At 48.8% G+C, this 22,693-nt stretch carries 29 protein-coding genes; 12 read left to right on the top strand and 17 right to left on the bottom strand.

Features of this window, described 5'->3' with window-relative positions:
* The first annotated feature begins 100 nt into the window (after positions 1-100).
* Both HNY42_RS08705 and HNY42_RS08700 read left to right on the top strand, forming a co-directional pair.
* Positions 101-1,726 carry an ABC transporter substrate-binding protein gene (locus tag HNY42_RS08705; RefSeq protein WP_131972833.1) on the top strand — a complete coding sequence of 542 codons (1,626 nt, stop codon included), beginning with the start codon at positions 101-103 and terminating at the stop codon, positions 1,724-1,726.
* Positions 1,727-1,903: 177 nt separating this feature from the next.
* Positions 1,904-3,058, top strand: coding sequence for a globin domain-containing protein (locus HNY42_RS08700; RefSeq protein ID WP_131504059.1), 1,155 nt, complete (start codon positions 1,904-1,906; stop codon positions 3,056-3,058).
* A 291-nt stretch (positions 3,059-3,349) separates the two neighbouring features.
* On the opposite strand, the gene HNY42_RS08695 is transcribed toward HNY42_RS08700, so the two are convergent.
* Positions 3,350-4,549, bottom strand: coding sequence for an MFS transporter (locus HNY42_RS08695; RefSeq protein WP_188004249.1), 1,200 nt, complete (start codon positions 4,547-4,549; stop codon positions 3,350-3,352).
* A 229-nt stretch (positions 4,550-4,778) separates the two neighbouring features.
* On the opposite strand from HNY42_RS08695, the gene HNY42_RS08690 reads away from it, so the two are divergent.
* On the top strand, positions 4,779-5,075 hold the full coding sequence (locus HNY42_RS08690) for a hypothetical protein (RefSeq protein ID WP_251138748.1): 297 nt from the start codon (positions 4,779-4,781) through the stop codon (positions 5,073-5,075).
* An 80-nt stretch (positions 5,076-5,155) separates the two neighbouring features.
* On the opposite strand, the gene HNY42_RS08685 is transcribed toward HNY42_RS08690, so the two are convergent.
* Entirely contained in the window at positions 5,156-5,914 is a 759-nt protein-coding gene (locus HNY42_RS08685; RefSeq protein WP_188004248.1) for an SDR family NAD(P)-dependent oxidoreductase, read from the bottom strand.
* 83 nt (positions 5,915-5,997) lie between these two features.
* Between HNY42_RS08685 and HNY42_RS08680 the strand changes: the two genes are divergently transcribed.
* Positions 5,998-6,378: a MerR family transcriptional regulator gene (locus HNY42_RS08680; RefSeq protein WP_131972835.1), complete on the top strand. Its 381-nt coding sequence runs from the start codon at positions 5,998-6,000 to the stop codon at positions 6,376-6,378.
* Here the strand turns inward: HNY42_RS08680 and HNY42_RS08675 are convergent.
* A complete protein-coding gene (locus tag HNY42_RS08675) occupies positions 6,375-7,445 on the bottom strand; it encodes a threonine aldolase family protein (protein WP_188004247.1) in 1,071 nt (356 codons plus the stop codon). The genes HNY42_RS08680 and HNY42_RS08675 overlap by 4 nt on opposite strands.
* Before the next feature lie 131 nt (positions 7,446-7,576).
* On the opposite strand from HNY42_RS08675, the gene HNY42_RS08670 reads away from it, so the two are divergent.
* Together HNY42_RS08670 and HNY42_RS08665 are read left to right on the top strand one after the other, a co-directional pair.
* Positions 7,577-8,248, top strand: a complete 672-nt coding sequence (locus tag HNY42_RS08670; RefSeq protein ID WP_188004246.1) for a hypothetical protein — start codon at positions 7,577-7,579, stop codon at positions 8,246-8,248.
* Between the two features lie 207 nt (positions 8,249-8,455).
* On the top strand, positions 8,456-8,752 hold the full coding sequence (locus tag HNY42_RS08665) for a hypothetical protein (protein WP_114595950.1): 297 nt from the start codon (positions 8,456-8,458) through the stop codon (positions 8,750-8,752).
* A gap of 81 nt (positions 8,753-8,833) precedes the next feature.
* On the opposite strand, the gene HNY42_RS08660 is transcribed toward HNY42_RS08665, so the two are convergent.
* The 5 genes from HNY42_RS08660 to HNY42_RS08640 all read right to left on the bottom strand — a co-directional run bounded on the left by HNY42_RS08660 (position 8,834) and on the right by HNY42_RS08640 (position 12,235).
* A complete protein-coding gene (locus HNY42_RS08660) occupies positions 8,834-9,976 on the bottom strand; it encodes a GGDEF domain-containing protein (protein WP_188004245.1) in 1,143 nt (380 codons plus the stop codon).
* A gap of 165 nt (positions 9,977-10,141) precedes the next feature.
* Complete coding sequence (locus HNY42_RS08655; protein ID WP_131504051.1) at positions 10,142-10,408, bottom strand: phage holin; 267 nt, start codon at positions 10,406-10,408, stop codon at positions 10,142-10,144.
* Positions 10,405-11,067, bottom strand: coding sequence for a M15 family metallopeptidase (locus HNY42_RS08650; RefSeq protein WP_188004244.1), 663 nt, complete (start codon positions 11,065-11,067; stop codon positions 10,405-10,407). The genes HNY42_RS08655 and HNY42_RS08650 overlap by 4 nt, the downstream gene beginning before the upstream one ends.
* A gap of 14 nt (positions 11,068-11,081) precedes the next feature.
* Positions 11,082-11,888 (bottom strand): helix-turn-helix domain-containing protein, encoded by an 807-nt coding sequence (locus tag HNY42_RS08645; RefSeq protein WP_188004243.1) that lies wholly within the window; start codon positions 11,886-11,888, stop codon positions 11,082-11,084.
* Positions 11,889-12,037: 149 nt separating this feature from the next.
* Complete coding sequence (locus tag HNY42_RS08640; RefSeq protein WP_131504048.1) at positions 12,038-12,235, bottom strand: hypothetical protein; 198 nt, start codon at positions 12,233-12,235, stop codon at positions 12,038-12,040.
* Between the two features lie 127 nt (positions 12,236-12,362).
* On the opposite strand from HNY42_RS08640, the gene HNY42_RS08635 reads away from it, so the two are divergent.
* On the top strand, positions 12,363-13,151 hold the full coding sequence (locus HNY42_RS08635; protein ID WP_131504047.1) for a hypothetical protein: 789 nt from the start codon (positions 12,363-12,365) through the stop codon (positions 13,149-13,151).
* A gap of 19 nt (positions 13,152-13,170) precedes the next feature.
* On the opposite strand, the gene HNY42_RS16370 is transcribed toward HNY42_RS08635, so the two are convergent.
* The 7 genes from HNY42_RS16370 to HNY42_RS08600 form a co-directional block, all read right to left on the bottom strand.
* On the bottom strand, positions 13,171-13,482 hold the full coding sequence (locus tag HNY42_RS16370; protein WP_370528997.1) for a DUF402 domain-containing protein: 312 nt from the start codon (positions 13,480-13,482) through the stop codon (positions 13,171-13,173).
* A 79-nt stretch (positions 13,483-13,561) separates the two neighbouring features.
* Positions 13,562-14,347, bottom strand: a complete 786-nt coding sequence (locus tag HNY42_RS08625; RefSeq protein WP_188004242.1) for a M15 family metallopeptidase — start codon at positions 14,345-14,347, stop codon at positions 13,562-13,564.
* A 71-nt stretch (positions 14,348-14,418) separates the two neighbouring features.
* Complete coding sequence (locus tag HNY42_RS08620; RefSeq protein WP_188004241.1) at positions 14,419-15,519, bottom strand: sensor histidine kinase; 1,101 nt, start codon at positions 15,517-15,519, stop codon at positions 14,419-14,421.
* Positions 15,512-16,210 (bottom strand): response regulator transcription factor, encoded by a 699-nt coding sequence (locus HNY42_RS08615; protein WP_131504044.1) that lies wholly within the window; start codon positions 16,208-16,210, stop codon positions 15,512-15,514. Before HNY42_RS08615 ends, HNY42_RS08620 begins: the two co-directional genes overlap by 8 nt.
* A 114-nt stretch (positions 16,211-16,324) precedes the next feature.
* A complete protein-coding gene (gene arr / locus HNY42_RS08610) occupies positions 16,325-16,741 on the bottom strand; it encodes an NAD(+)--rifampin ADP-ribosyltransferase (RefSeq protein WP_188004240.1) in 417 nt (138 codons plus the stop codon).
* Between the two features lie 175 nt (positions 16,742-16,916).
* Positions 16,917-17,183 carry a Txe/YoeB family addiction module toxin gene (locus HNY42_RS08605; RefSeq protein ID WP_131504042.1) on the bottom strand — a complete coding sequence of 89 codons (267 nt, stop codon included), beginning with the start codon at positions 17,181-17,183 and terminating at the stop codon, positions 16,917-16,919.
* Positions 17,176-17,430, bottom strand: coding sequence for a type II toxin-antitoxin system Phd/YefM family antitoxin (locus tag HNY42_RS08600; RefSeq protein WP_114595958.1), 255 nt, complete (start codon positions 17,428-17,430; stop codon positions 17,176-17,178). Before HNY42_RS08600 ends, HNY42_RS08605 begins: the two co-directional genes overlap by 8 nt.
* 160 nt (positions 17,431-17,590) lie before the next feature.
* Here HNY42_RS08600 and HNY42_RS08595 point away from each other — a divergent pair, with 160 nt between their 5' ends.
* Together HNY42_RS08595 and HNY42_RS08590 are read left to right on the top strand one after the other, a co-directional pair.
* Complete coding sequence (locus HNY42_RS08595; protein ID WP_188004239.1) at positions 17,591-18,715, top strand: diguanylate cyclase; 1,125 nt, start codon at positions 17,591-17,593, stop codon at positions 18,713-18,715.
* 25 nt (positions 18,716-18,740) lie between these two features.
* Positions 18,741-18,971, top strand: a complete 231-nt coding sequence (locus tag HNY42_RS08590) for a hypothetical protein (protein WP_188004238.1) — start codon at positions 18,741-18,743, stop codon at positions 18,969-18,971.
* A gap of 63 nt (positions 18,972-19,034) precedes the next feature.
* Here the strand turns inward: HNY42_RS08590 and HNY42_RS08585 are convergent, their stop codons facing one another.
* Complete coding sequence (locus tag HNY42_RS08585) at positions 19,035-19,580, bottom strand: GNAT family N-acetyltransferase (RefSeq protein ID WP_188004237.1); 546 nt, start codon at positions 19,578-19,580, stop codon at positions 19,035-19,037.
* A 165-nt stretch (positions 19,581-19,745) separates the two neighbouring features.
* Here HNY42_RS08585 and HNY42_RS08580 point away from each other — a divergent pair, with 165 nt between their 5' ends.
* From HNY42_RS08580 to HNY42_RS08570, 3 genes are all read left to right on the top strand, one after another.
* On the top strand, positions 19,746-20,033 hold the full coding sequence (locus HNY42_RS08580; RefSeq protein ID WP_188004236.1) for a hypothetical protein: 288 nt from the start codon (positions 19,746-19,748) through the stop codon (positions 20,031-20,033).
* Positions 20,034-20,163: 130 nt separating this feature from the next.
* Positions 20,164-21,399 carry an MFS transporter gene (locus tag HNY42_RS08575; protein ID WP_188004235.1) on the top strand — a complete coding sequence of 412 codons (1,236 nt, stop codon included), beginning with the start codon at positions 20,164-20,166 and terminating at the stop codon, positions 21,397-21,399.
* 113 nt (positions 21,400-21,512) lie between these two features.
* The gene (locus HNY42_RS08570; protein WP_188004234.1) at positions 21,513-22,013 is read left to right on the top strand and encodes a DinB family protein; all 501 of its coding nucleotides are present in this window, start codon (positions 21,513-21,515) and stop codon (positions 22,011-22,013) included.
* A gap of 156 nt (positions 22,014-22,169) precedes the next feature.
* Here the strand turns inward: HNY42_RS08570 and HNY42_RS08565 are convergent, their stop codons facing one another.
* Positions 22,170-22,691, bottom strand: coding sequence for a GNAT family N-acetyltransferase (locus tag HNY42_RS08565; protein ID WP_131504035.1), 522 nt, complete (start codon positions 22,689-22,691; stop codon positions 22,170-22,172).
* Positions 22,692-22,693 lie beyond the last annotated feature (2 nt).

Below are 22,693 nucleotides of genomic sequence, written 5' to 3'. Positions count from 1 at the left end.
TGTCACCTTCCATTCTCTACCTGTATGATAAACAAGACACAGTCACTAAAAAATGGACATCATCAAGAAAAGATGTCCCCTTTTAGAACGGAGGAATGAGATGGACGCTTATCTGTTCACGTTATGGAAATCCTGCCGGGAAGGATCGTACTCGATTGCCGAACTCGCCGACACGATCCATTTAAGCCCCAAACAAACGAAACGGTATTTGAACCGCTGGCAGGAAGACGGTTGGCTCGACTATACAAGCGGCCGTGGCCGCGGGCATCTGACGGTACTTGTCTGGCTGCGTCATGTCGAGCGCGAATATGCGAAGCAGATGCTCGAACGGATTGAACGCGAGTCGGTTGACGCCGTCACGGAAGAACTGAGCTGGGACTGGTCGCCGGCGCAAACGGGACGGTTCATGCGAAAGCTTGAACAAAAGTTCGGCTATACGCAGGAATCGTCCGATGCGCTGCTGATTCCGCGCCGACGTCCTTTTTTAACGACCGATCCGCTCGAAGCCGCCGATATCCACAGTGCCCACCTTGTTCAAAACGTCTTCAGTCGGCTGTTCGCAATTGACGCCGACGGTAAACTGCAAGGGGAACTGGCCCACCATTACGCCTGGAACGGCTCTACCTTATCGCTCTATTTACGAAAAGACGTCCGCTTCCATGACGGATCACTCTTAACGAGTAAGGACGTCACGAAAAGTCTCCGCAAACTAGTCGCTTATCCGGCCTATGCCAAGTCATACCGGCACGTCTTACATATTCAGTCGAACGGTCCTTATCAGGTCGATTTGACACTCGATCAACGGCGGCATTCGCTGTTACCGAAACTGGCGACGATTCATACGAGCATCGGCAAGGACAACGTCGGAACAGGACCGTTCCAGCTGACCCGAAACGATCCGAAAAAGACGGTGTTATCTGCCTTCCCGAATTATTACGGCATCCGCGCCCTGCTCGACCGGATTGAGTTCATTCAGATGCCCGATGCCTATGATCCCGTCTACCGGACATCACGGTCGGACTCCGGTGAAACGGATACGATTTCGACCCAGTCCGGTTTCGGCCTCGTCTTTTTGAATCCGCGTCCCGGCGGCCCGTTCGAGCACCCGGAAGCCCGGCACTACCTTCACCGGTTGATTGCCGCGATCCGTCCGTCGATTCAGTCGGTCAGTGAACGGAGTTTTCCGAACGACCGCGGGTTCCTCGAACAGTTCAGCTCTGTCCACCCGCTTCCGGATGGTCCTGCCGTTACGTTTACGCAACCGCTCCGGATAAAATTGACCGACTTTACGGATAAGGTGACCCGCTGGTTATGCGAGACGCTCGATGCGCACGGTATTCCTTATGAGTTTGTACCGGTCGGCTTTAAGGAGAGTATCACCAATTTCCATGCCTTTGAGACGATCGACCTCGCCGTCCATGCGGAAGTATTCGAACGGAACTTACCGGTCGCCTTCCATCAGTTTTTGACGAATGATTTTTCACCGCCTGCGAAGCTGTTTCACCGGATGCCGGACATGGAGACCTGGCTGACCCAATATGATGAAACCCCGTTCGAAGATTGGATAGTTCTGCACCAGGCGGTCGAACGGCATTTGATCGACTCGTCCTACTTTATTCCGTTGTATGATGATACGCGGATCATTCCGTTTCCGATTGAGCTGCAAAATATTACGATTGATTCGTTCGGCTATTTGGACTTCTCAAAACTGTGGATTTCCTCTTGACCTCCGACCTTCCTCGGAGGTTTTTTGTCGGTTGCTTGACGAATTGATGGCATACTTGTGACAAATATCACGTACTATTTTAAATCTAGTATTTCATCTATTGCATTAAAACAAGTCTTGACGGATACTGAAATCGAACCTGATCTGACATCCATTATCCGAAAAGGAAGTGTCTTTATGTTAACGTCATCGACAATCGCCATCATCAAATCAACCGTCCCGGTGCTCGCTGAACACGGTCACAGCATTACACGTGTCTTCTATCAACGACTGTTTGAAAATCATCCGGAAATGAAACATATCTTTAATCAATCGAATCAAAAAAATGACCGCCAGTCGCAAGCTTTAGCGACAGCGGTCTATGCGGCAGCTGCTTACATTGATCAGCTCGAAACGCTCAAACCGACGTTATTGCCGGTCCTCCATAAGCACCGCAGTCTGCAAATCAAACCTTTCATGTATGACATCGTCGGAACGGAACTGATCGGGGCAATCCAGGATGTCCTCGGAGACGCGGCGACACCGGAGATCATCGAAGCCTGGACGATTGGCTACGGGGAAATCGCCAAGCTGTTCATTTCGCTCGAAGCGGAGCTCTATCAGCAGGATGAACAAGCGACTGCCTTTGAAGGCTATCAGCCGTTCGTCATCGAACAGATCACACGTCAGTCAAGCGACATCCAATCGTTTACGTTACGTCCGGCTGACGGACGACAGCTCGCACCGTATCAAACCGGTCAATACGTTACGGTCCGCCTCCAGGCACCGGATGGTCTTTGGCAAAACCGTCAATACAGTTTAACGACGGTCGCAAACGGCACGTCATATACGATCGGTGTCAAACAGGACGGGTCCGTCTCGAACCAAATGCACGGTTTGTCCGTCGGCGACAGCGTGTTGCTCAGCGCGCCGGCCGGTTCGTTCACGTTACCGGACGCGCCTACTCCATTCGTCGGTCTCGCCGGCGGTATCGGTTTGACGCCACTGCTCGCAATGACTGAAGCAGCGCTTGCGGCAGGTCGCGACACGACGTTATACGTTGCCGTCCAGGACGACCTTGACCGGCCGTTCGCCGAACAATTGGCACGATTTGAAGAACAAGGCGCAACAATCCTCCGTTTTGCAGAACGAAATGCGTTGCCGGGCACGACACCGGGACGCTTGTCGATTGACGATGTAACGCAGATCAACCGGACAGCGGACGCATTCGTCTGCGGACCGGAAGCGATGATTCAGTTCGTCCGCCGCCACTGGAGCGGTCAGCCGGACAAGCTGCATTTTGAAGTCTTCGGACCAAGTCTCGCGCTCGAAGCACCGACTGCCGTTTCGTAACTTTCCTTTAGTCTAGTCAGAAAAAAACGACGCTGCCCGTTCTTGCGGGCAGCGTCGTTTACTTTTAGCGCGGTTCCGTTCGAACCGGTTGTATGTACAGGCTTACTTTTCGAGCTCCGGTGTAATCCGGCGCCACAAAACATTCAACATGACCGTCATTCCACCAATTGGAATCAAAAACATCAAGGCAAGCATCGTCATTCCATCCATCCTGCACATTCTCCTCTGTAAGCGTTTTTTTTAAGTATAACGCCTCCCGTTTCTCCTGCCCTCCGCCTGAAGGCCGATTTGTCATCCGACCTCATCCTGTCGCACTTCCACAGCCGGTGATTTACGCTGAAGTCGTAGGAGCAGCAGGATGAGCAGACCGCTTCCGGAAAAGAATAGAAACACGGTGTCGATTGCAAATACGGTCGTCAAATATGCCGATAATCCGAAAAACAGCGCTGAACTGAAGGTTGAAGCGGCGACCATCGCCGAACGGATCCGTCCGAGCAGGGCGTCCGGTGTCGTCTGTTGCAGTAACGTCGAGAACGGGATTCCGAACAGACTGAGTGCCATCCCGAGTAATAACATGCCGCTGAACGCAAACGGCAACGTCGTCGTCAGTCCGATCAGCAACGTGAATCCTCCCTGTAACACCATCGACAGGTAAAACATCTGCATCAGGTTAAGCCGGTCCGCCAATTTGGCATAGATGAGCGACATGCCGATTCCGCCAATGACAAGTGCCAGTTCGAGCAGCGAAAACGTATTCGCTCCGCCTCGGATGACGTCTTTTACAAACGGCGCGAGTAACGCGTTGACCGGTGTAATCATCCAGTTTGCGAGAATCCCGAACACTAAAATCCGGATCAAACGGGTGTCACGGGTGAGATACGTCAACCCTTCCCGTAAATCCACCCAATAGGTCCATTTCGGTTTGTCCGTTGTTTTCTCCCCGGACCGTAACGGGAACAACAGGCACCAGGCAAGCAGGTGCAAGACAGCCTCCATCCCTAAAATCACTGTAATTGAAAATCCGGTGATCAACAGCCCACCCGCCAGTAACCCGGCAAGCGTTCCGACCCGGTCGAGCGTACTCAAGTAAGCATTGGCGACCGGCAGCTGTTCGGACGCGACAATCCGGGTGACGACTTTAAACGCGGTATTGCCGCCGATGACTTGCAGGAACGTCTGAACGGCAAGCAAAAACAGCAACGGCACAAGCTGGGCATCCGTCTGCGTCAGGATATACCAGACGGCAACAAGCAGGAAACAACGGATCAGGACGGTCGCTTTCAGCAGGCGGACCGGTTCAATCCGGTCAATCCACGGTCCGACCAGACTCGAACTGATGAAACGAATCACAAACACGGCGCCGATCACTAACGAGACGGCTGCCGGCGACAACAGCTGGGCACACGTCCAGTAAATCGCAATATAGGAGATACTGGCGCCAACGACCGCAATCAGATCGGACACATAAAAATAACGAAACAGCCGGTTCATGCCAACTTCTCCTCTCCAGACGGATTTCCCCGTCGTTTTCTCTCTTCTCATTTTACACTTTTTTACATAATCCGGACAAAGACCTTTCCATATTTTACAGTCTTCCATGTTCCCGACATCTGTTCGTCATAATTAGTTCATCTTGTTATCGACTTCTCATCGGACTGTAACGAAGATTTCGTCGTCAGTCCTCTATACTGAAAGCAGAAGGAAGTGAAGAGCCATGAGAATGCATACACGAACAGTTACCCAGCACGAATCGACGGATCATCCATCGGAAGCACGGCTCGGCTATTACTTTTTACTGATTGTCTTGCCGCTAGGTCTGGCGCATCTCGCCCAGTCGCTCATTCCGTCAGTCGATTCCCATCAATCGTTTTTATTGTCCACGCTTACGATTTGCGCGATCAGTCTGTTTTCGATTCTCGGAAGCCGGACGGATGGTAGCCCTAAAACTACATTCTTCAGCTACGCGCTGTTTTTAGTCGTCAGCTTAACGTCGACGTTTGTCATGCCGCTGATTTGAGATGAACTACATATACGTTTCATCCGCTTCAGACAAAAAAAGCCAGTTTCCGCTATCCGGAAACTGGCTTTTTGTCGAATTTAGTTGTTTGCACCGACATACGTAAAGAGTGGTCCGCGCAGTTCAAACGAATAATCTTCCGCATTGACGATGCCGACGATTTGGTCACTGTCGAGCAGTTGGTCGAGGAATGTCGCTATTTCCGCCGCCGTATGGTATTTGGCGACGTTTTTGCTGTAATCAAATCCTTGTTCCCCGCGTGACCGGTCGGCGAATTCCGTTTCCGTCGCAGCCGGTGCCAGGACTTTCGCCCGCAGTTTCGCGCCGGCATTTTTCAGTTCCTGTGCGAGTCCTTCCGTATAGGCGCTGACATAAAACTTCGTCGCGCAATACGTGACCGCGTTAGGAACGATCCGGTAGCCGCCTCCGGACGAGACGTTGAGGACCGTCGCTCCTTCGACGTCATGATAATCATGGACATAACGGCTCGTTAAGACGGTCAGTGCTTCGATGTTCAGTCGGAGCATCTTTTCTACTTTCGGGACTGACACATCCTTGACGTTGTCGAAGTCACCGAACCCGGCATTGTTGATCCACGTCTCGATGTCGAGGTCTTGTAAGGAATCATACAGTTCATGGACATTCGCCGATTCCGTCAAATCAACGGAACGGAGAATGACGTCACTGTCCGGTGCCAGGGCTTTGACTTCGTCGCATAATTTTTCCAGTTCATCCGTCCGGCGGGCAACGAGGACCAATGACTTCCCTTTTTGTGCGAGTACTTTCGCTGTTTCGTATCCGATGCCTGAGCTGGCTCCTGTAATGACCGTGTATTTCATCTGTAATTCCCCATTTCTGTTTGGTATAGTAAAAGTCTACAAGTTAGAGTGAACTCTAAGTCAAGCAAGAAAGGTCTGACACGATGTATACGATTTCAGAAATCAGCCAACTGACCAAAACGACGGCCCATACAATCCGCTATTACGAAAAAGAAGGATTGTTGTTCCCGACCCGGACCGCAAGCGGAGTCCGACGTTATGATGAAGCCCAGCTGGCCTGGCTCCGTTTTGTCCTCCGCCTCCGGGCGACACATATGCCGATCGATCAGATCCGGGAATATGTCGAACTGTTTCTCGCCTCATCCGAAACGCACGACACGTCGCTTGAGCGGCTGCGTCTGCTCGAAGTACACCAGCAAAACGTCCGCAATCAGCTCGCGGAACTCATCCGGACGGAACAGATGATTACGGAAAAAATCGCCGTTTACCAACAACTCCATCCGACGGTTAAAGAACCACTTTAAGAAAAGGCTTGCCAAAGCCGGGTAAATCCGGTTTCGAGTGTTTCCGGATCCAGCTCCCCGTAAGCATCGCCGACACTGATTTCTGTTGAACAATACCCGTCTTTGTCGACGAGATAACCCACGAAGCCGAGTCCCGTTTCTTCCTGAACCTGTTCCAGTTTCGGGGACACATTCGCCGCCTGACCTTCAAAGTGCAGGTGGAACATGTTCGAGACCGGGACTTCCGGTGTCGTATGCACACCCGGCAACGCATTGAACCGTTCCGCCAGTTGTTTCGCATCCGCATAGTACTGCCCCATCCGGTCCTTTCGCAGTTCATAATAATAATCGGCCGAAACGATATACGGATACAAGCTGATCAAGTCCCCGCCATACCGCCGTTTCCAGATCCGGGCCGTCTTACAAAACGCTGCCGGTCCTGCAAGAATCGCCCCGGCAATTCCGCCGAGTCCTTTATAAAATGAAATGTAGACACTGTCGAACAGACCGGCGATGTCAGCTGCCGTCTTCTCGTAATACGGCATTAGTTCAAACAGACGGGCGCCGTCAAGATGCAGACGGATTCCCTGTTCCCGGCAATACCGGCTGATCGCTTCCAGTTCACTGAAGGCCGGAGCGACCCCGCCGATTTCCCGTTGCGGTAATTCGAGCAACAGACAGGCAATCTCCGGCAACGCTTTGATTTCGTCGAGTGTCATCAACCGGTCGGCTTCTCCGACAAGAATCGTTTTAATCGGATGCAGTTCCTTTAATCCGTCTTGCTCATGAATTTCGAGATGACAGAGCGGATGATAGGCGACGATCCGGTTATCCGTCTCATCCGACCAAATCCGTATGGCCACCTGTTGCGCCATCGTACCGCTCGGGAAAAAGACGGCGTCCTCCATCCCGAGTACATCGGCAAACTTTTCTTCGAACGGTTGGATGATGGATCCCGTCCCGTATTGATCACTTGCCGTCTCGTCCGCGGTTTCTTCAAATGCTGTTTTTAACACGCCGACATTCCGTTTCCCGTGCCCGCTGATTTGTCCCGTTGCTTGTTGAAAACTGGTGCGTAAGCGATTCATCTGGTAACCTCCATTTTTTTAGGAAATAATGACTAATTTTTGAAAAAACCAGAACGTTTTCCTGTCTTATTTGCTATACTCAGTTCAGACTTGTTTATCAACCGTTTTGACGGTATCAAAGAGGTGGTCTCATGCAAACTTCGTTCCGATTAAAAATCGGTTTGTTTCTTTCCGGCATTTTACTGGCCGTGTTCGCCATCCAGTCCGTTTTGCCTCGTTTTCTGACGTCGTTCGTTTCTTTTTTCGACAGTCGGACGACCAGCTCCTGTACAACACGCTGTAGTGATGCATACAATCTTTCACTTCCGTCCGATTCCCTTGTGGTCGACTTTGAACCGCTTGTCGATACCGTCGCGACGGAACCAGACCCGCTGTTATTTCGGACGGGCTTCGATTCCTCTGTCGTCGCACCACCGTATCTGTTCATCTTCATTTTCCTGATGTTTGCGTCAATCGGATTGCTAGCTTACTATATCAAGTTCATCCGACCGTCCCGCTTCCAACCGCTGCTGTTAACGCAAAGTCGCGTCGAGGTGCTTCATTATCCTCACCATGAATTACCGGCAGAAGATATTCGCCAACATATGCTGCTGTTTAACCGCCGGCTTCCGCAATCGATGCAACGGCGCGAACAGGAGACGATGACCGAGTGGTTCGCACGGATCAAGTTTCCATCGCCGGTCAATCCCCATTACTTAGAAGTCCGTTATGGCGGACACGTCTCGATTCCGGTCCACCAGTTAACCTTTTTTAAGCAAACGACCGAAGACTTTTTGCGTCATGTCGGCTCGACGATCATTTGATCCAGCAGCGCCTGATTCCAGACCAGGCACTGCTGAATCAGGTGATTTTTTTGTGTTCGTTAAAAGATTCCCTAATTCACCAGTATTCGGTCCATTTCCGGACAGAAACTGATATTTTTCAAAAAAATTGGGTATTATAGACTATATAGTTAACTAACAGCTTATAATTTTTTGAACTGTTTTTGAAAGAGAGCGAGGCGAAACGAGATGATTACAGCACAAGAAGCGTACTTCATAAAAAATGGTCTGAACGAACAGTTTGAAGACCCTCGAATCGACTGCGACTTTTCCATTTTCTCGCTCGAACCGTTTCAACTCTTGTTACATGTACATGATGACGAGGTCGATGAATTGAGTACGGAAACGAGGTATGTCCTAAGTCGAAAGATTCGGTCTCAGCTGCATCAATTAGACGCGAAAGTCGGCGGTACACCCGTCAAGACGGTGTTCGTCATTTCTGCGCCATTGATTTCCGACCGTTCCTATTGTGTGATTTTGCAATGATCTGGCAGACTATTTATTGATTGAAAAAAAAAGCTCCGACTCCATTTTCGAATGGAGTCGGAGCTTTTTTGGGAGAGCATATCAGCTGGCCTCATGGCTTGAAATTTGATTGCGTCCGCTTGACTTCGCCCGGTACAGGGCTTGGTCGGCCAGGACGATCAAGTCGCCTTCCGTCAACGTCTCGCTCGGCCGGACGACGGCAAGTCCGATACTGACACTGAGCTGGCAAAGCGGTTCGTACGCACTGTGTTCAATCTTCAACCGGAGGATTTCACTGCGGATCCGTTCGGCGACATGCGTAATCTGCTCGACATGCTCCGTCAAGATGACGGCGAATTCTTCTCCTCCGTACCGCGAGACCAGTCCAAACTCACCCGCCTGTTTTTTTAATGTAGCGGCGACTTTCTGCAGACACCAGTCGCCTTTCAAGTGACCGTACGTATCGTTGTACAGTTTGAACTCGTCGACATCAATCAAAATCAAGCCGACGTCCGTCTGCTGTTCCCGGGCGGTCGTAAAGCATGCTTCCAGATGCTCATCGAACGCGCGCCGGTTGGGAATCGAGGTTAAGGCATCATGTAACGAGCGGTGGATCAACGCCTGTTGACTCCGCTCGAGGCGGAACGTCTGCAGGAAGGCCATCAACAGCAGGACAGCGACACTGACGACGATGACGATGACCCACTTGGCAGACGCCGACGCCTGTTTGGAACGGTCCGTCGCTTCCTGGATGATTTTATCGATGTCCTGATTGATTTTTGCATTGATCGGCCGGAACTGATTGATATAGTCCATGCCGCTGTAACGTTTCAGTGTCGCCCGTTCGATTTGATTGCTTTGGATCCATTGAATCTGCTGTTCATAAAAACCGTCCGTTCGTAAAATCAGTGGAATCGCCTCATCTGCCAGCAATTGCTTGAGAATCGGATGGCGTTGATCGAGCATCTTCAATGTGACAATCGTCTCTTTCAGTTCGGCATTCGTATTTTTGAATTGCTGGAACGTCTGATCATTTTGGTCAAGCAAATAACTGCGCACTGTCAACTCCTGATCGAGCAGCAATGGGAACAGTTGCGAAGCAGCATTCGAAATCGGGATCGCTTCCATCATAATCCGATTGTTTTCTTGTTCAACTTTCAGGAAAGCATTGTAACTCCAGATACTTGTAAACATCAATGAAAACAATGCGAGTAACAGGTAAAATTGTAACGTCGATAATTTCAAGTTCAGTCTGACCTCTTTCTTTTCCGTCGGCAGCAACTGAGGAATGCTGGCGATACGGGACGCTACCTTATTATCGGTATCTTGGGATCAAACCATTAGCGCTCTACTCGAAATATTGCCCGTTGCCTGCACATTTCAAACAAATTACCAGTTCAAGTTGCACATTCATCCTGGTTTTTCCTGTCCGTCTCGCTGGACATGATTTTTCCATTCCGTTAAAACGACTTGCGCATGTTGCGCCGCCTCGGTCATATTGTTATTTTTCCACCACGCATACATCAGACCGCCTGCTCCGAGGAGCGCCGTCAGAGCGGTTTCGATTTGATTCGTCTCAAACGGCAGCGGTGTATAGCCGAGTGCAAGTAACGTCAAATTCACGAAACTGTAGAGCGGCACGATCAGTCGGATCAGGGCGATTGAACGTTCCTTCATCGTTGAAGTCCAAACAGATGACGCCACGTGACCGGACCAATGACACCGTCTGCCGTTAACCGGTGCTGCCGTTGAAACTGCTCAATGAATTGCGTTAATTTCCGATCGAATTGACCGGTCAACGGCAACCGGAGCCGTTTTTGAATCAGCCGGATCAGCGTCCGGTCCATCCGCTTTGCTCCTGCATATAGCGGTCGACCGGGATAACGCGGTCCGAGTAACGGTTTCGCTTGACCGTTGACCGCATCATACAATTGAAAATGCGGATAATCGGGAAAATTGCCCCAGTCACCGCCCCACTGCATCTGATAACGTTTCATCGCGGCGACGAGCCGTTTCAGCCGCGGATCTGGCGGTGCGAGAAACTCCGCCCGTTTGCCGCCGTCCGCATAGACAAAAAGATCAACGGCCACCCCGAAGTTATGGTTTGATCTTCCCCCTTTCGCATAAGTGACGATTTTTCCCGGACGGGTCCGCCCGTTGGCATACAAGGCATCCTGTTCCTGTTTTGTCCGGTAAGCTTGTGCAATACCGATCGGCAGTCCTTCTGCCGCCAGTTCCGTAATGACGGCGCGGGTAATCGCGACGACGTCCGGATCCATTTCTCTTGTCAGTTTTCGGTTCGCTTGTACGAGTAGCCAGTCAAGTGATGGTGTCATAAAGTCCTCCTTGATCAGATAAGTTCTGCGAGCAGTAATGCCAGTTCCCCTTGATCGGGGACAGCTTGTTCAAGCCATTGTTTTTGCTCCGCTTCTGCCTGCTGCTGTTGCCGGCGTTCCCGTTCGACCCAATCCGGCAACCGACCGCGGTCTGTCAGGCGGGACGTTCGCTTCCGGGAAGATGCACGGCGGTGTTGTTCATGACGGTCAATCTGTTCCTGCGTCAACAAATTCCGCTGTTTCAGACTGTCGATGATGACCTTAATGTAGTTGAAGTTGCGGATGTTCGCCGCCGATGCCTGTTCGATCGCATGGTGCAGGACAACCGGACTCGTTTCTTTTAACAAACGCTCAAGTTGCCTGCCAATCGACGGGGTGACACGTCCGATTTCCCTCTCAAAATGAGTGATGATTTCCTTGACTCCGGGTGATGGTGGTTCTTTTTTTAAAGACGGTTTTTTAACCCCTTTTTCTTTGGAGGCGACAGATGTCTCCCCGGAAGTCGTCTCATGACTAGGGACCTGTCCGGAAGCACCCGGGGACCCCGCCCGGATCCGGTAGCCGTTTGACGTTTGTCCGCCGTGCCGGTCAAACCGTTCGACCTTTTCAATCCATCCTTTTTCGACGAGTGTCTGGAGACAGTTTTTGACGGTCGTCTTGCCGCACGGAACGGCGTCCGCGAGCGTCTGATGCGACGGGAACGCGAGTCCGTCCCGTCCGGCATAACTTTGCAGCAGCAGATAGACCATTTTTTCATGGACGGAGGAAAAAGCGGCTCCGTCGCGTAACAATTGATGCTCGACACGTAAGTAAGGTTGCATAAATTTGTCCCCCTTTAGATTCAGGAGGAATTTCCTCCTTTCTATCAAGAAATAACAGGACGAATCACTTGGTTGTTCGGATTTTTTTAGACAACAAACAGGCACGACTTGATCGGAAGCGACTGTTCCGAAAAAATCGTGCCTGACGGTTAGAGGAATCTGAAATACAAATACGGCAGTACACCGGCGAGCAGGATGCTGAAGACGACCATACCCAGGATGACGAAGATTGCTTTTGAGATTGATAGCTGTTGTTTTCGATAAGACAACATGACAGCTTTGACAATCGTCCAGATCATTAATCCACTCAAGAGACATGAGCCTATCAGGAGAATCAGCACTTCCATATCAATCACCCTTTCCTGTTCTAAGTAATTATTTTATCTTGAATTAGACGATTTTTCCTTGACGGACCGTTTAAGCTTGCTAGACTGAACAAGAGAACGCTTACACCATATAAAAGGAGTTTTTCTAATGTCACGCCAACAGACCCTGCTCACACGTCTCGACCAGATTGGCCAACAGCTGGAACAAACAAATGACGCCTGGTTATTGCTCGGACTCGGTTCCGTCGGTCGGGAGCTGGAACGGCTTGATGCCTATTCCGACCTCGATTTTTTCGTCATTACGAAACCGGGTCAAAAACAACGGTTCCTCGACCGGCTCGACTGGCTGGAATCCGTTCATCCGCTCAGCTTTATCTTTCAAAATACCGTCGACGGGTTTAAGTTATTGTTCGCGGACGGGATCTACGGGGAGTGTGCGATTTTCGAACTCGATGAGATGCCGGACATCGCTTTTTCCCCGGGACGGATTGTCTGGCAGGATCCAACATTTCCGGGCGTCGACTTGACGGTTTCAAAACAATCACCTCCACCGATCCGGCGCGATACACTCGACTTTGCACTGAACGAAGCCTTGACGAATCTCTATGTTGGACTGTGCCGCTATGCCCGCGGCGAACGGTTGTCCGGTCTCCAGCTGGTCGAACAGCATGCTTTTTCAAACTTGTTGTCGATTCTGCATTTAATCGAGCCGGAAGTCGTCTATTATCCCGACGCCTACGGCAATGAACGCCGGGCCGAGCAACGGTTCCCCCAGGCGCAGGAACGGTTCACCGATGTCCTGCAAGGATACGCCCGCGTCCCGGAATCGGCGCTTGCACTGCTTGACTGGCTCGAACAGATTCTGCCGGTCAATTCCTCGATGGCTGCTGAAATTCGGCGGCTGGCTGCGGAGTGTCAAACGAAACACCCTAATTGAAAGCAGACTCAGAGCCGTTTTAAGGAAGTGGAGTTGTCTTACTGTCGTGCCGTACTCGATTCAGCCAACTTTCCAAAAACCCGTCAAACGGAAAGACCTGTCGTTGAATCTTGTCTTGCAGCCGGCGTAACGTCCGTTCCGCTACTTCGATGACGTCAACCGCATAGTGATATGTCAGTTGATTTTCTAAAAACTCTTCTTCGTCGACGACCGTCCACTGACCGGTTGTATCCCGGATGAGATCCAGGTCAAGATCAACGAACCGGAGACCGGACGTTGTCCGTAGACCAGCACATGCTGATTGGTTTCCTGTAACAAAGTCGTTTCCCAGTTGCAGTGAAGCGACCCGTCATATTTCACGGCTTGGACTTGAATATTTGAATGAATAGACGAATGAATTTGGTTCCTCCTCAGTCTTTTTTCAAGCGGGACGTGACGATAAAACCGTGTTCATTCGTACCGGACACTTGAAAATGCGGTGTATCCGGAATACGGATTGACCGCATTTTCGTGTATTGAACAAAATATGTTTGATTTCCTATTTTCATCTTGTACGCGTTCTCTTGTTCGACATAGCGTATGTATTCCTCCAGCACCAAATCTTCCTCGTACATCTTGCTGCTGTGCGGTAAGCCGACATAACGAATATGCCACGGTTCAAACGAAATTCCCGTTACTGCTTCCTTTCCTTTTGGATACCGGATGATAAAACCGAACTTATGGGCATTTTTCGCAAGCCATCTGCCTTCTTTGGATTGACTCATCTTCCCGCTTGTCGAACCGAGATCGACCGACAGACCCGTTTGGTGCTCGCTGTGACCAGCAGGCAACGCAAAGTCCGCACCATATTCTTCATACAGCCGCTGTTGCAGCTTCCCGCTTCGGTAGGCACTATTGATTTGAAAATGTCTGACTCCCACTTTTTCCGCACGACGTATCATCTGTCGTAAAGCTGTCCCGACATGCTGTTGTACTAATAAACCCGCTTCGATATGTGTCTCCGTTGCCGCCTTCGGGATTTTGCCAAGATTGCGCGGATCTTCCTGAATCTCCGTTTGTTTATTGATCAATACTAAATCTCCTTGATACAACGATGCATCCTTCAATGAAATTTTGTTCGTCAAAGCCGGTGTTCGTGTCAGATAAAATTGAAATAGAATAAGTACAATCAAAAGCACGCCGATTAGTTTTTTCATGTTAAACCCTCTCCTTTTCTTCATTACAGACAGCATAAAGAAAAGGGTTTAAATGAAAGTCGGGAAAATTCTTAAGAATTTCTTAAATCAGCCGGAAAAACGATTTCAAATCGAATCTGTCCTGCGCTTTGCTGTAAGTCAATCGTCCCTTCATGTCTTTCGACAATCGTCTTTGCTATGAACAGGCCAAGACCGGTTTGTTTCGTCGGTATGTTCCGGACTTGATCGACTGTATAAAACATATCAAACAGGTACGGCACATCCGCCGTTTGAATCGTCGGACCGGCATTCGTGATCTGAATCACAATTTCCGCGCCGCGGCGGAATGCACTGATGTCAATCGGATAATCTAGATTGCCGTAACGTATCGCGTTATTAAGCAAATTCTCAAACACCCGGGCCAGTTCTTTTCCGTTTCCCGTCATGTTCAAGGACGGACTAATCTGCTGATTCAGACGGGCGTTGACACGACTGATCAACGGATACATTTCATCCAGGAGTTGGAGCAGGAGATGATACAAATCGACCTCTGTCTGTTCCGTTGTCTTCAGTGATAAATCAAGTTTTGAGATATCAAACAAGGTTTCAAGGAGTTGTTCGAGATCCCGGGATTTTTTATAGGCGATTTTTATGTAGACAGCCCGTTCTTCCGGGGTTGTCGTCGGTTGATTCAGTAAATCCAAATATCCGGTCACCGATGTCAACGGCGTCCGTAAATCATGGGCCAAATTGGCAATCAGCGTTTCTTTACTGCGTTGCGCCAACGTCTCTGCCTGAATGGCCGTCCGTAAGCCTGAGCTTGCCGCATTCAAGTCGTTTGCGATTTGGCGGAACTCATCTTTCGATGCAATCTCGATACGATGTGAAAAATCACCCGCTGCCAACTGACGAATACCGCTTGAAATGTCCTCAAAATATTTGGTATATGTCCGCGTCAGCAGATAAAAGATGAGAATCGAAAATGGAATGTACAGCGCTAAAAAGACATAGATGTCACCGACTTCGCGCATCCAAAACCGGTATCGCATATACGTGTCCCCGTAAAAGACGTGATGATGGTAATAATATTGTAGCGCCTTATAGATTGCGAATGTGATGACCGCAGCCATCAACAGACTTTTGATAAACAGATAGATGATTCTGGTCCGGAAGCCATTGATGAACTTACGCATTGACTTTATACCCGACGCCCCAAACGGTCTCGATCAACCGTTTGGTCTTATTGGTGTCGGAAATCTTTTTCCTTAATGTCCGAATGTGGACCATGACCGTGTTGGCCCCGTCAAAGTAATCTTCCTTCCAAACCCGCTCAAAGATTTTTTCCGTACTGAAGACCTGATTCGGAGAACCGGCAAGCAACCAAAAAATATCAAATTCCTTTGGCGTCAAATTGACAGGCTGTTCATTAACAAGGACTTTCCTTTGGTCGGCATCGAGAATCACGTTTTGCAGTCGAATCAAATTACTCTCAAATGGTTTCGACTGTCCCGTCCATTGAAAGGCACGCCGTAACTGGGCGTTGACCCGGGCGACCAGTTCAAGCGGATTAAAAGGTTTCGTCATATAATCATCTGCTCCGATCACAAGCCCGCTGATTTTATCAAAATCCGACTGTTTGGCGCTTAAAAAGATGACCGGCGTCTGATCGATTTGCCGGATTTGTGTCAAGACTTCGTGCCCGTTCATGTTCGGCATCATAATGTCCAGGATGACGAGATCAACCGGATGTTGCCGGAAGCGTTCTAGACCTGACATACCGTCATAGGCGAGCAATGTCTGAAATCCTTCGTTTCGTAAATGAATCGAGACGAGTTCGGCAATTTCGACCTCGTCTTCGATGATGAGAATCGTTCGTATTGGCATAAGCTGTCCCCTTTTCTAAACTTGAACAGCTTAAATGATGGCATATCGGTTGATTCATTCCCCTTTTTTCAAAACATATTCTAACAGGTATTTCCATTTCCTTTTAAAATCTTCTCAATCCAAAATGACATTTTTTCCTTCCTTCGTTAACCGGGCTAAGGAATCCTTCATTTGAAGAATCGTCTCTTCCGAATGCCGCTCCCAAACGCCGAGCTCTGCGACGACGAGAAGCGGTTCCTTCGACCGGTAGGACCTTGTACGATTGCCGGAAAAGCGCTGATCCGTTAAGTTCGGATCATCTTCAAACGGTCCAAGCGGTTCGACGAGATAAATCCGTTCCCGTTCGTCACCTTTGGCAAGCTCGGCTCCCCACTTTGCAGCTTCAAGTGTTGCGGTGAAATAAATATAATTCGAGCGTTTTTCCTGATAGTTAGACAGGTAATTAATTTGTAATTCATCTCCGACTCGTAATACGGCTTTTGTCCCATGCAGAAACGGTCCCTGGTCGAGCACTTTGGTTTGTCCGGTCATTACTGTTCACATCCTTTACTACAATCTTGTTTGTAGTGTAGAACAGAACGAAACGTAAAAGTAGTCTGTTTTCGTCTACAGATTCGCGGTATAATTCCAGTAGAGAAGAATGAAAAACTCCCGACATACGTCACGTTCCGGTTGGAGCGGTGCGTTTTGTTCGGGAGTTTTTCGTTTAATAATGATAACGGCATTGAAGGATTTCCACTTGTTCACTCGTCGACCTGTAAACGAGACGATGTTCCGAGTCAATTCGCCGGCTGTAAAAGCCTTGTAAATTTCCTTTTAATGCTTCCGGTTTGCCTATGCCAGTCAAATTGCCGTTTCGTTTTACGTCTTCAATCAGTGTATTGATCCGCTTCAATTTTTTTCTGTCTTCTTGTTTCCAATACAGATAATCTTCCCATCCATGATCCGTAAAAAGTAGACGGACTTTACTCATCAATCAACGTTCTTTCTGTCAGCTTTTTTTGTTCCAGCTGTTCGATTGACTCCAGTAGACGGACTGAATTTTGAGGACTTCGCATTAAATAGATGGTCTCCATCAAACGATTATATTCTTCTTCAGAAAGTAAAACGGCATTTTCGTTATTTTTTCGTGAAATGATGACAGCTTCCTTATCATCATGCACTTGATCTAAAATCTGTTTAAAATTTTTCCGGGCATCACTGTATGTGACAATCGACATCATTAGTTCCTCCTTACGTGGTTTTCTCTATTTTTATTGTACATGATTTCGTACAACTACTCAATCTTCGTTTCTGTTTCCTTTCACAATAGAAAGCCCGGCTCCCTTCCAGATTGACAACTTTTGTCAAAATGGTATCGTAAAAGTATCACGTTCAAGGATGTGGAAAATCATATTCATCGTCGAGCTGCTCGTCAACGCCTGCATCGCGTTTACCGGGTTTTATATGATATCAAAAATCATTCATTCCACCCGATTCTCATCCTATACCGTTAAGTCGCTGATCATTGGTCTTGCGACCGGATTACTCGGGGTAATACTGATGTTCAAGGGCATCCAGGTCAATGAGTCGTTACGGATGGATTTACGTCATTTGCCGCTCGTCCTGCTCGCTTTTTACGGCAGCCGCTTCCCGCTTGTCATTGCCACCTTGATCATCGCCGGTTCCCGTTTTTTGTTTGGTGTGACCCCGCAAGCATTTATTGCCTTTATCGCCATCATTGCCATCAGTACCGGGATGATTTGGATTCATCGCCAACTCCTGAATCAGCCGTTTCGGCAGAATCTCGCCCTCAATGTCTGGGCGCTGTTGATGATTACATTCGCCGTTCTGATTAATTTGGGCTTTAACGATGCCTCGCTTCGTCTGTTACTTGCGACCTGGACGATCGGTCTTGCCGTTGGTGTCCTGTCGAGTATGCTGACGCTTGATTTCCAGACGCTGAACCGCCAAGTCGAACTGTACAAACAGTCTTCAGAACTTGATCATCTGACTGGACTGTATAACCGACGGGTCTGGGACAGCAGGACAGCAGGACTGGAACAGGAAGGTCGCATTTATAACGTGCTTGCCCTCGACATCGACCACTTTAAACATGTCAACGATACATACGGTCATGGAAACGGGGATCTCGTGTTGCAACAGTTCGCGAATATCCTAATGGAGGAAACGCGTCCCCACGATATCACGGCACGGATCGGCGGAGAGGAATTCATGCTTCTGGTCTATGACCTGACTCCGTCCAAAGTCATCAAAGTCGCGAACCGGATTCGGGAACGAATTGCGAATGAACGGTTCCAACTGGACGGATTTCCTGCCATCACGGTCACAGCTTCCATCGGAATTGCTCACGGAAAACAGATTCACATCCAGCACATGAACGGACTAGCGGACGAAGCCTTATATACGGCGAAACAGCAAGGAAGAAATCGGGCGATCCTGTTCAATCAGCTCGATCAGCCGGACGTTGCCGTATCGCACACTTCAACGGAAACAACTACTTAATGACATATCATCGGAGGTTTTACTTATGTATGAACCGAAACGGGAATTCATCACGACTTCGGAAACAATTCTTTTTGTCAGCAGCCTGTTCATGTGGTTGTATATCGTTCGCTTTTTCGGGACGATCGATTCCGCATGGTGGATTTTTCCACTACTGTGCTTCCTGCTCTTCTTGCGTTCGTTTATTGGCAGACGGGTTGATTTGAGTTTTAACTGGGTCGAGGAAGAAGAAGCACGAAAGTCCGAACAAAAATAAAACGAATCAAATAACAGCCCGGCTTCTCCGCTTGTTCAAGAGGAAGACCGGGCTGTTGTTCATTCACTTTTTTAAATAATGTTCCCGGGTCAAGGCCATCAGGATGGAATCGACACATCGTCCATCAACTTTGAGATCATCCTGTTCTACACCAATCACTTGAAACCCCAGTTTTTCATACACGTGCTGTGCCCGAGGATTAAAGTCAAAGACGCTTAACGTCAAGCGGGCAAGCGATGTCTGTTGGAACAGGTAATCGATCAGTATGCGGGTTGCTTCCGTTCCAAGACCGCGGTTTCTGCCGGTTTTTCCAATCAGAATCCGGAAGTTCATACTGTGGTCGTGTAACTTATAGTCGTTGACGACGACTTCACCGACGAGCGTATCAGATACTCTGTCGATGACCGCTAAATCCAATCGGTCCGACTGATCGTGCCTCGTTCCGTACCAGGCTTTAAGTGTCTCCCGATCAAAATCCGCTTCACTTCCTGTCAGTTTAAGGACTTCCGGATCCTTCAGACACCGTTCGATCAAAGGGAGATCATTCGCTGTAAACGGTCGGAGAAGGACCGCTTTTCCCCTTAAGACGGGTTTAACCGTTAAATTCATAATCAGATTGCTCCTTTTCGATTAAGTAGGACATGCTTTTCATTCACTATATACGAGGTTAAATCAAAAATGACACTTCCTTACAATTTTGTACGTTTCAATTACAATTCCACTCTCTTATACTAAAGCTAATCTGAATGCTTATACAAAGGAGTAATGCTGACTATGAAATTCCCCAAATGGCTCCTTTACCTCGGTGCACTTCCGACGTTCATTTTTTCCTTTTATGCCATCACGAATCCATCCTTTCGCGCTGATATCGCAGGATCGTTACCGATTGCGGCCCCTGTCCTCGCTGTCATTCTTACTGTATTTGTCGGATACTGGACCCTGTTCTTTATTTTTGTGAACGGACTCCGCCGTCATCTCGACTTGGTCGTCTTATCCGGTCTGTTGCTGATTTGTTTTCTGTTAACAAGCTTGTTTGCGACACTCGATTATTTTCTTACTTAACAGATTTACCTCGAGCCATCTTCCGGATGGCTTTTTCCATTTTCTTCTTGCTTTCTTTCTTTGCTTCTCGTAATATCAACTGTAATCATTTTCTATATATTCAAAAAACATTCAGAAGGAGTGATGGCGCATGCGTGGAACGTGGAAACACCCTGCTTTGTTGTTATCAAGCGTCGGCATCTCCAATCTCGGGGCATGGGTCTATTTCATTGCCTTGAACCTGATTGTCCTCGAACGGACGAATTCAGCGTTCGCTGTCTCGATTCTCTACATGCTTGTCCCGATTGCCGCCCTGTTATCAAGTTTTTGGTCCGGCACGGTCATCGATCGCGTCGATAAACGAAATCTGATGGTGCTGCTTGATGTGTCCCGGGCCATCTTGATTGCCGTCTTACCGTGGATCGACTCGTTATTCGTCTTGTATACACTGGTTTTCTTCATCAATATCGGCAGCTCGTTGTTTGAATCGGCTTCTCTGATCTACATGACGAAACTCGTCTCGAAAACCAACCGTCAACGGTTTAATGCCTTAAAAAATTTCATCCAATCCTGCGGCTTCATTCTTGGACCGACGATTGCCGGTCTCTTGTTCCTCGTCGGCTCCCCGACGTTCGCCATCTATCTGAATGCCGGTGTACTTGGTCTGTCGGCACTGATTCTGTTTTCCCTGCCGGATATCGAAAAACAAGCAATGATTTCCGGTGCCGAGCGGCTCAGTTTCAGCATGATCGTCGCCGACTGGAAAGAAACGTTCCGTTATGCGCGCAAACACCGCTACATCACACTCGTTTATGCCCTGTTCTGTGTGATGACGATTTTCATGTCCGGGCTCGATTCACTCGAAGCAACGTTCGCGACCCAGGTTCTTGATTTTTCCGAGAGTACATACGGCTTTCTCGTCAGTATCGCCGGGCTCGGCATCATTGCCGGTTCAACCATTAACGCGATGTGTACGAAATGGCTCAGCCTACGATTCTTGATCGGCTTCGGAGCCATCACGACACCGGTCGGCTATCTCATCTTTGCGACAGCGACCGATTTCAGTTTCGCGGCAATCGGTTTTTTCCTGCTGACGTTTGCGTTATCGTTCGCGAATACCGGATTCTTGTCGTTTTATCAAAACAATGTTCCCGTTTCGATCATGGGACGGTTCTCCGGCGTCATCAATGTCGCGGAATCCATCTTGATCATCGGACTGACGTTGTCAATCGGTCTTTTAGCCGAAACGTTTTCAATCCGGTCAACCTATATCGTCTGCTCGCTCGGCTTTTTACTGATTAGTCTCGTGTCGTTACCGATCGTCTTTAAACGGACCAAACAAGCGCTGTATGCGATGACGGTCGACGACGAAATCAAAGCATCTTGAACCGGACAGGTCAACGGGGAATGATTCCTTGTTGCCCTGTTTTTTTTTCGTCCAGGCGACAAGCGGACATGTTATAGTCAAGAAAATGGGTATCCGCTGAAGGAGGGATTTACATGACGGGAATCGACTGCCTGTTGTATCTGCATCACGAACTGGACCGGTATACCGAAACCGAATTACATTACATTTCGCAACCCGGTGTCTGGTCGCTTAGTCAAATGTATGATCATATTTTACTTGTCGCCCATGAATATATGGACGAAGTCGAAATCTGTGCTTCGCTGACGACCGATACAGCGGACGGTAAAACACCGTTCGGAGAAGAATTATTCCGTCAAAATGCCTTTCCATCCGTCAAAATCAGACTGCCGGACGAGATGAACGCCCCGCCGGACAATACGGACAGCCGGAATCGCTTAAAAGAACGTCTGCTTGAACTGATTGAACGGATGGAAGACTGGTCGAAACGGCTCGATCACATCGAACCGCAACGGAAAACAAGACACGGTGGTTTCGGTTCGTTGAATGCGCAGGAATGGTATCAACTGATCGAAATGCATACCCGGCACCATTTCCGGCAGAAAAAAGAGCTGGAACAAATTCTTCTAAGCTGACTGTTATATCACAGTATTTAAGGCCAGGAAGCCCACTGCTTCAGTGGTGGGAGTGTCAGATAAATACTATGTCTTATACTAAAACCTCCCGATGCCATGATCCGGGAGGGGTTTTTGAGGGCTTGCTATTTTTGACTGATATGAGTTCGTTTCGTTTTACAATGTCTTTGTCAGGACCAAATCGATTTGTTTATCTTCTCCCATATAGAATGCGTGTGCTCCGGTTTGTACAAAACCAAAACGTCGATAAAAGCGTAACGCCCGGTGATTTTCTTCCCACACCCCTAACCAGACTTGCTCCATCCCCTGTGCTTGAGCAATCTCGAATGTTTTCTCAAGCAACTGCTTTCCAAGACCTGTCCCCTGATATGCTGAACGGATATAAATCCGTTCGAGTTCCAACGACTTCCCTTCCGTCGGCTCAGTTTGAGCTTTTCCGATGTTCAGCTTTAAATAGCCGGCAATTTCCTCATCACTTTTAATAAAATAGAAAAACGAATCTGTACGTTCAAGCTCCCCTGTTAATTTTTCGAGATTATAGGATTGGTTGAGATAATCCTCTAGATGCTGCGGATCATTTTGGGAACCAAACGTCTCCGAAAAGGTTTCTATGCTAATCGCCTGTAACGTTCTGACATCCTTGACGTCACAGCGGACAAACTCAATCGTTTCTTTCACCC

It is taken from the genome of Exiguobacterium sp. Helios, from assembly GCF_014524545.1.
In the GTDB taxonomy this organism is placed as follows: domain Bacteria; phylum Bacillota; class Bacilli; order Exiguobacteriales; family Exiguobacteriaceae; genus Exiguobacterium_A.
Note: the sequence above shows the minus strand (reverse complement) of the source record. Positions and strands in the feature narration are given on the sequence as shown.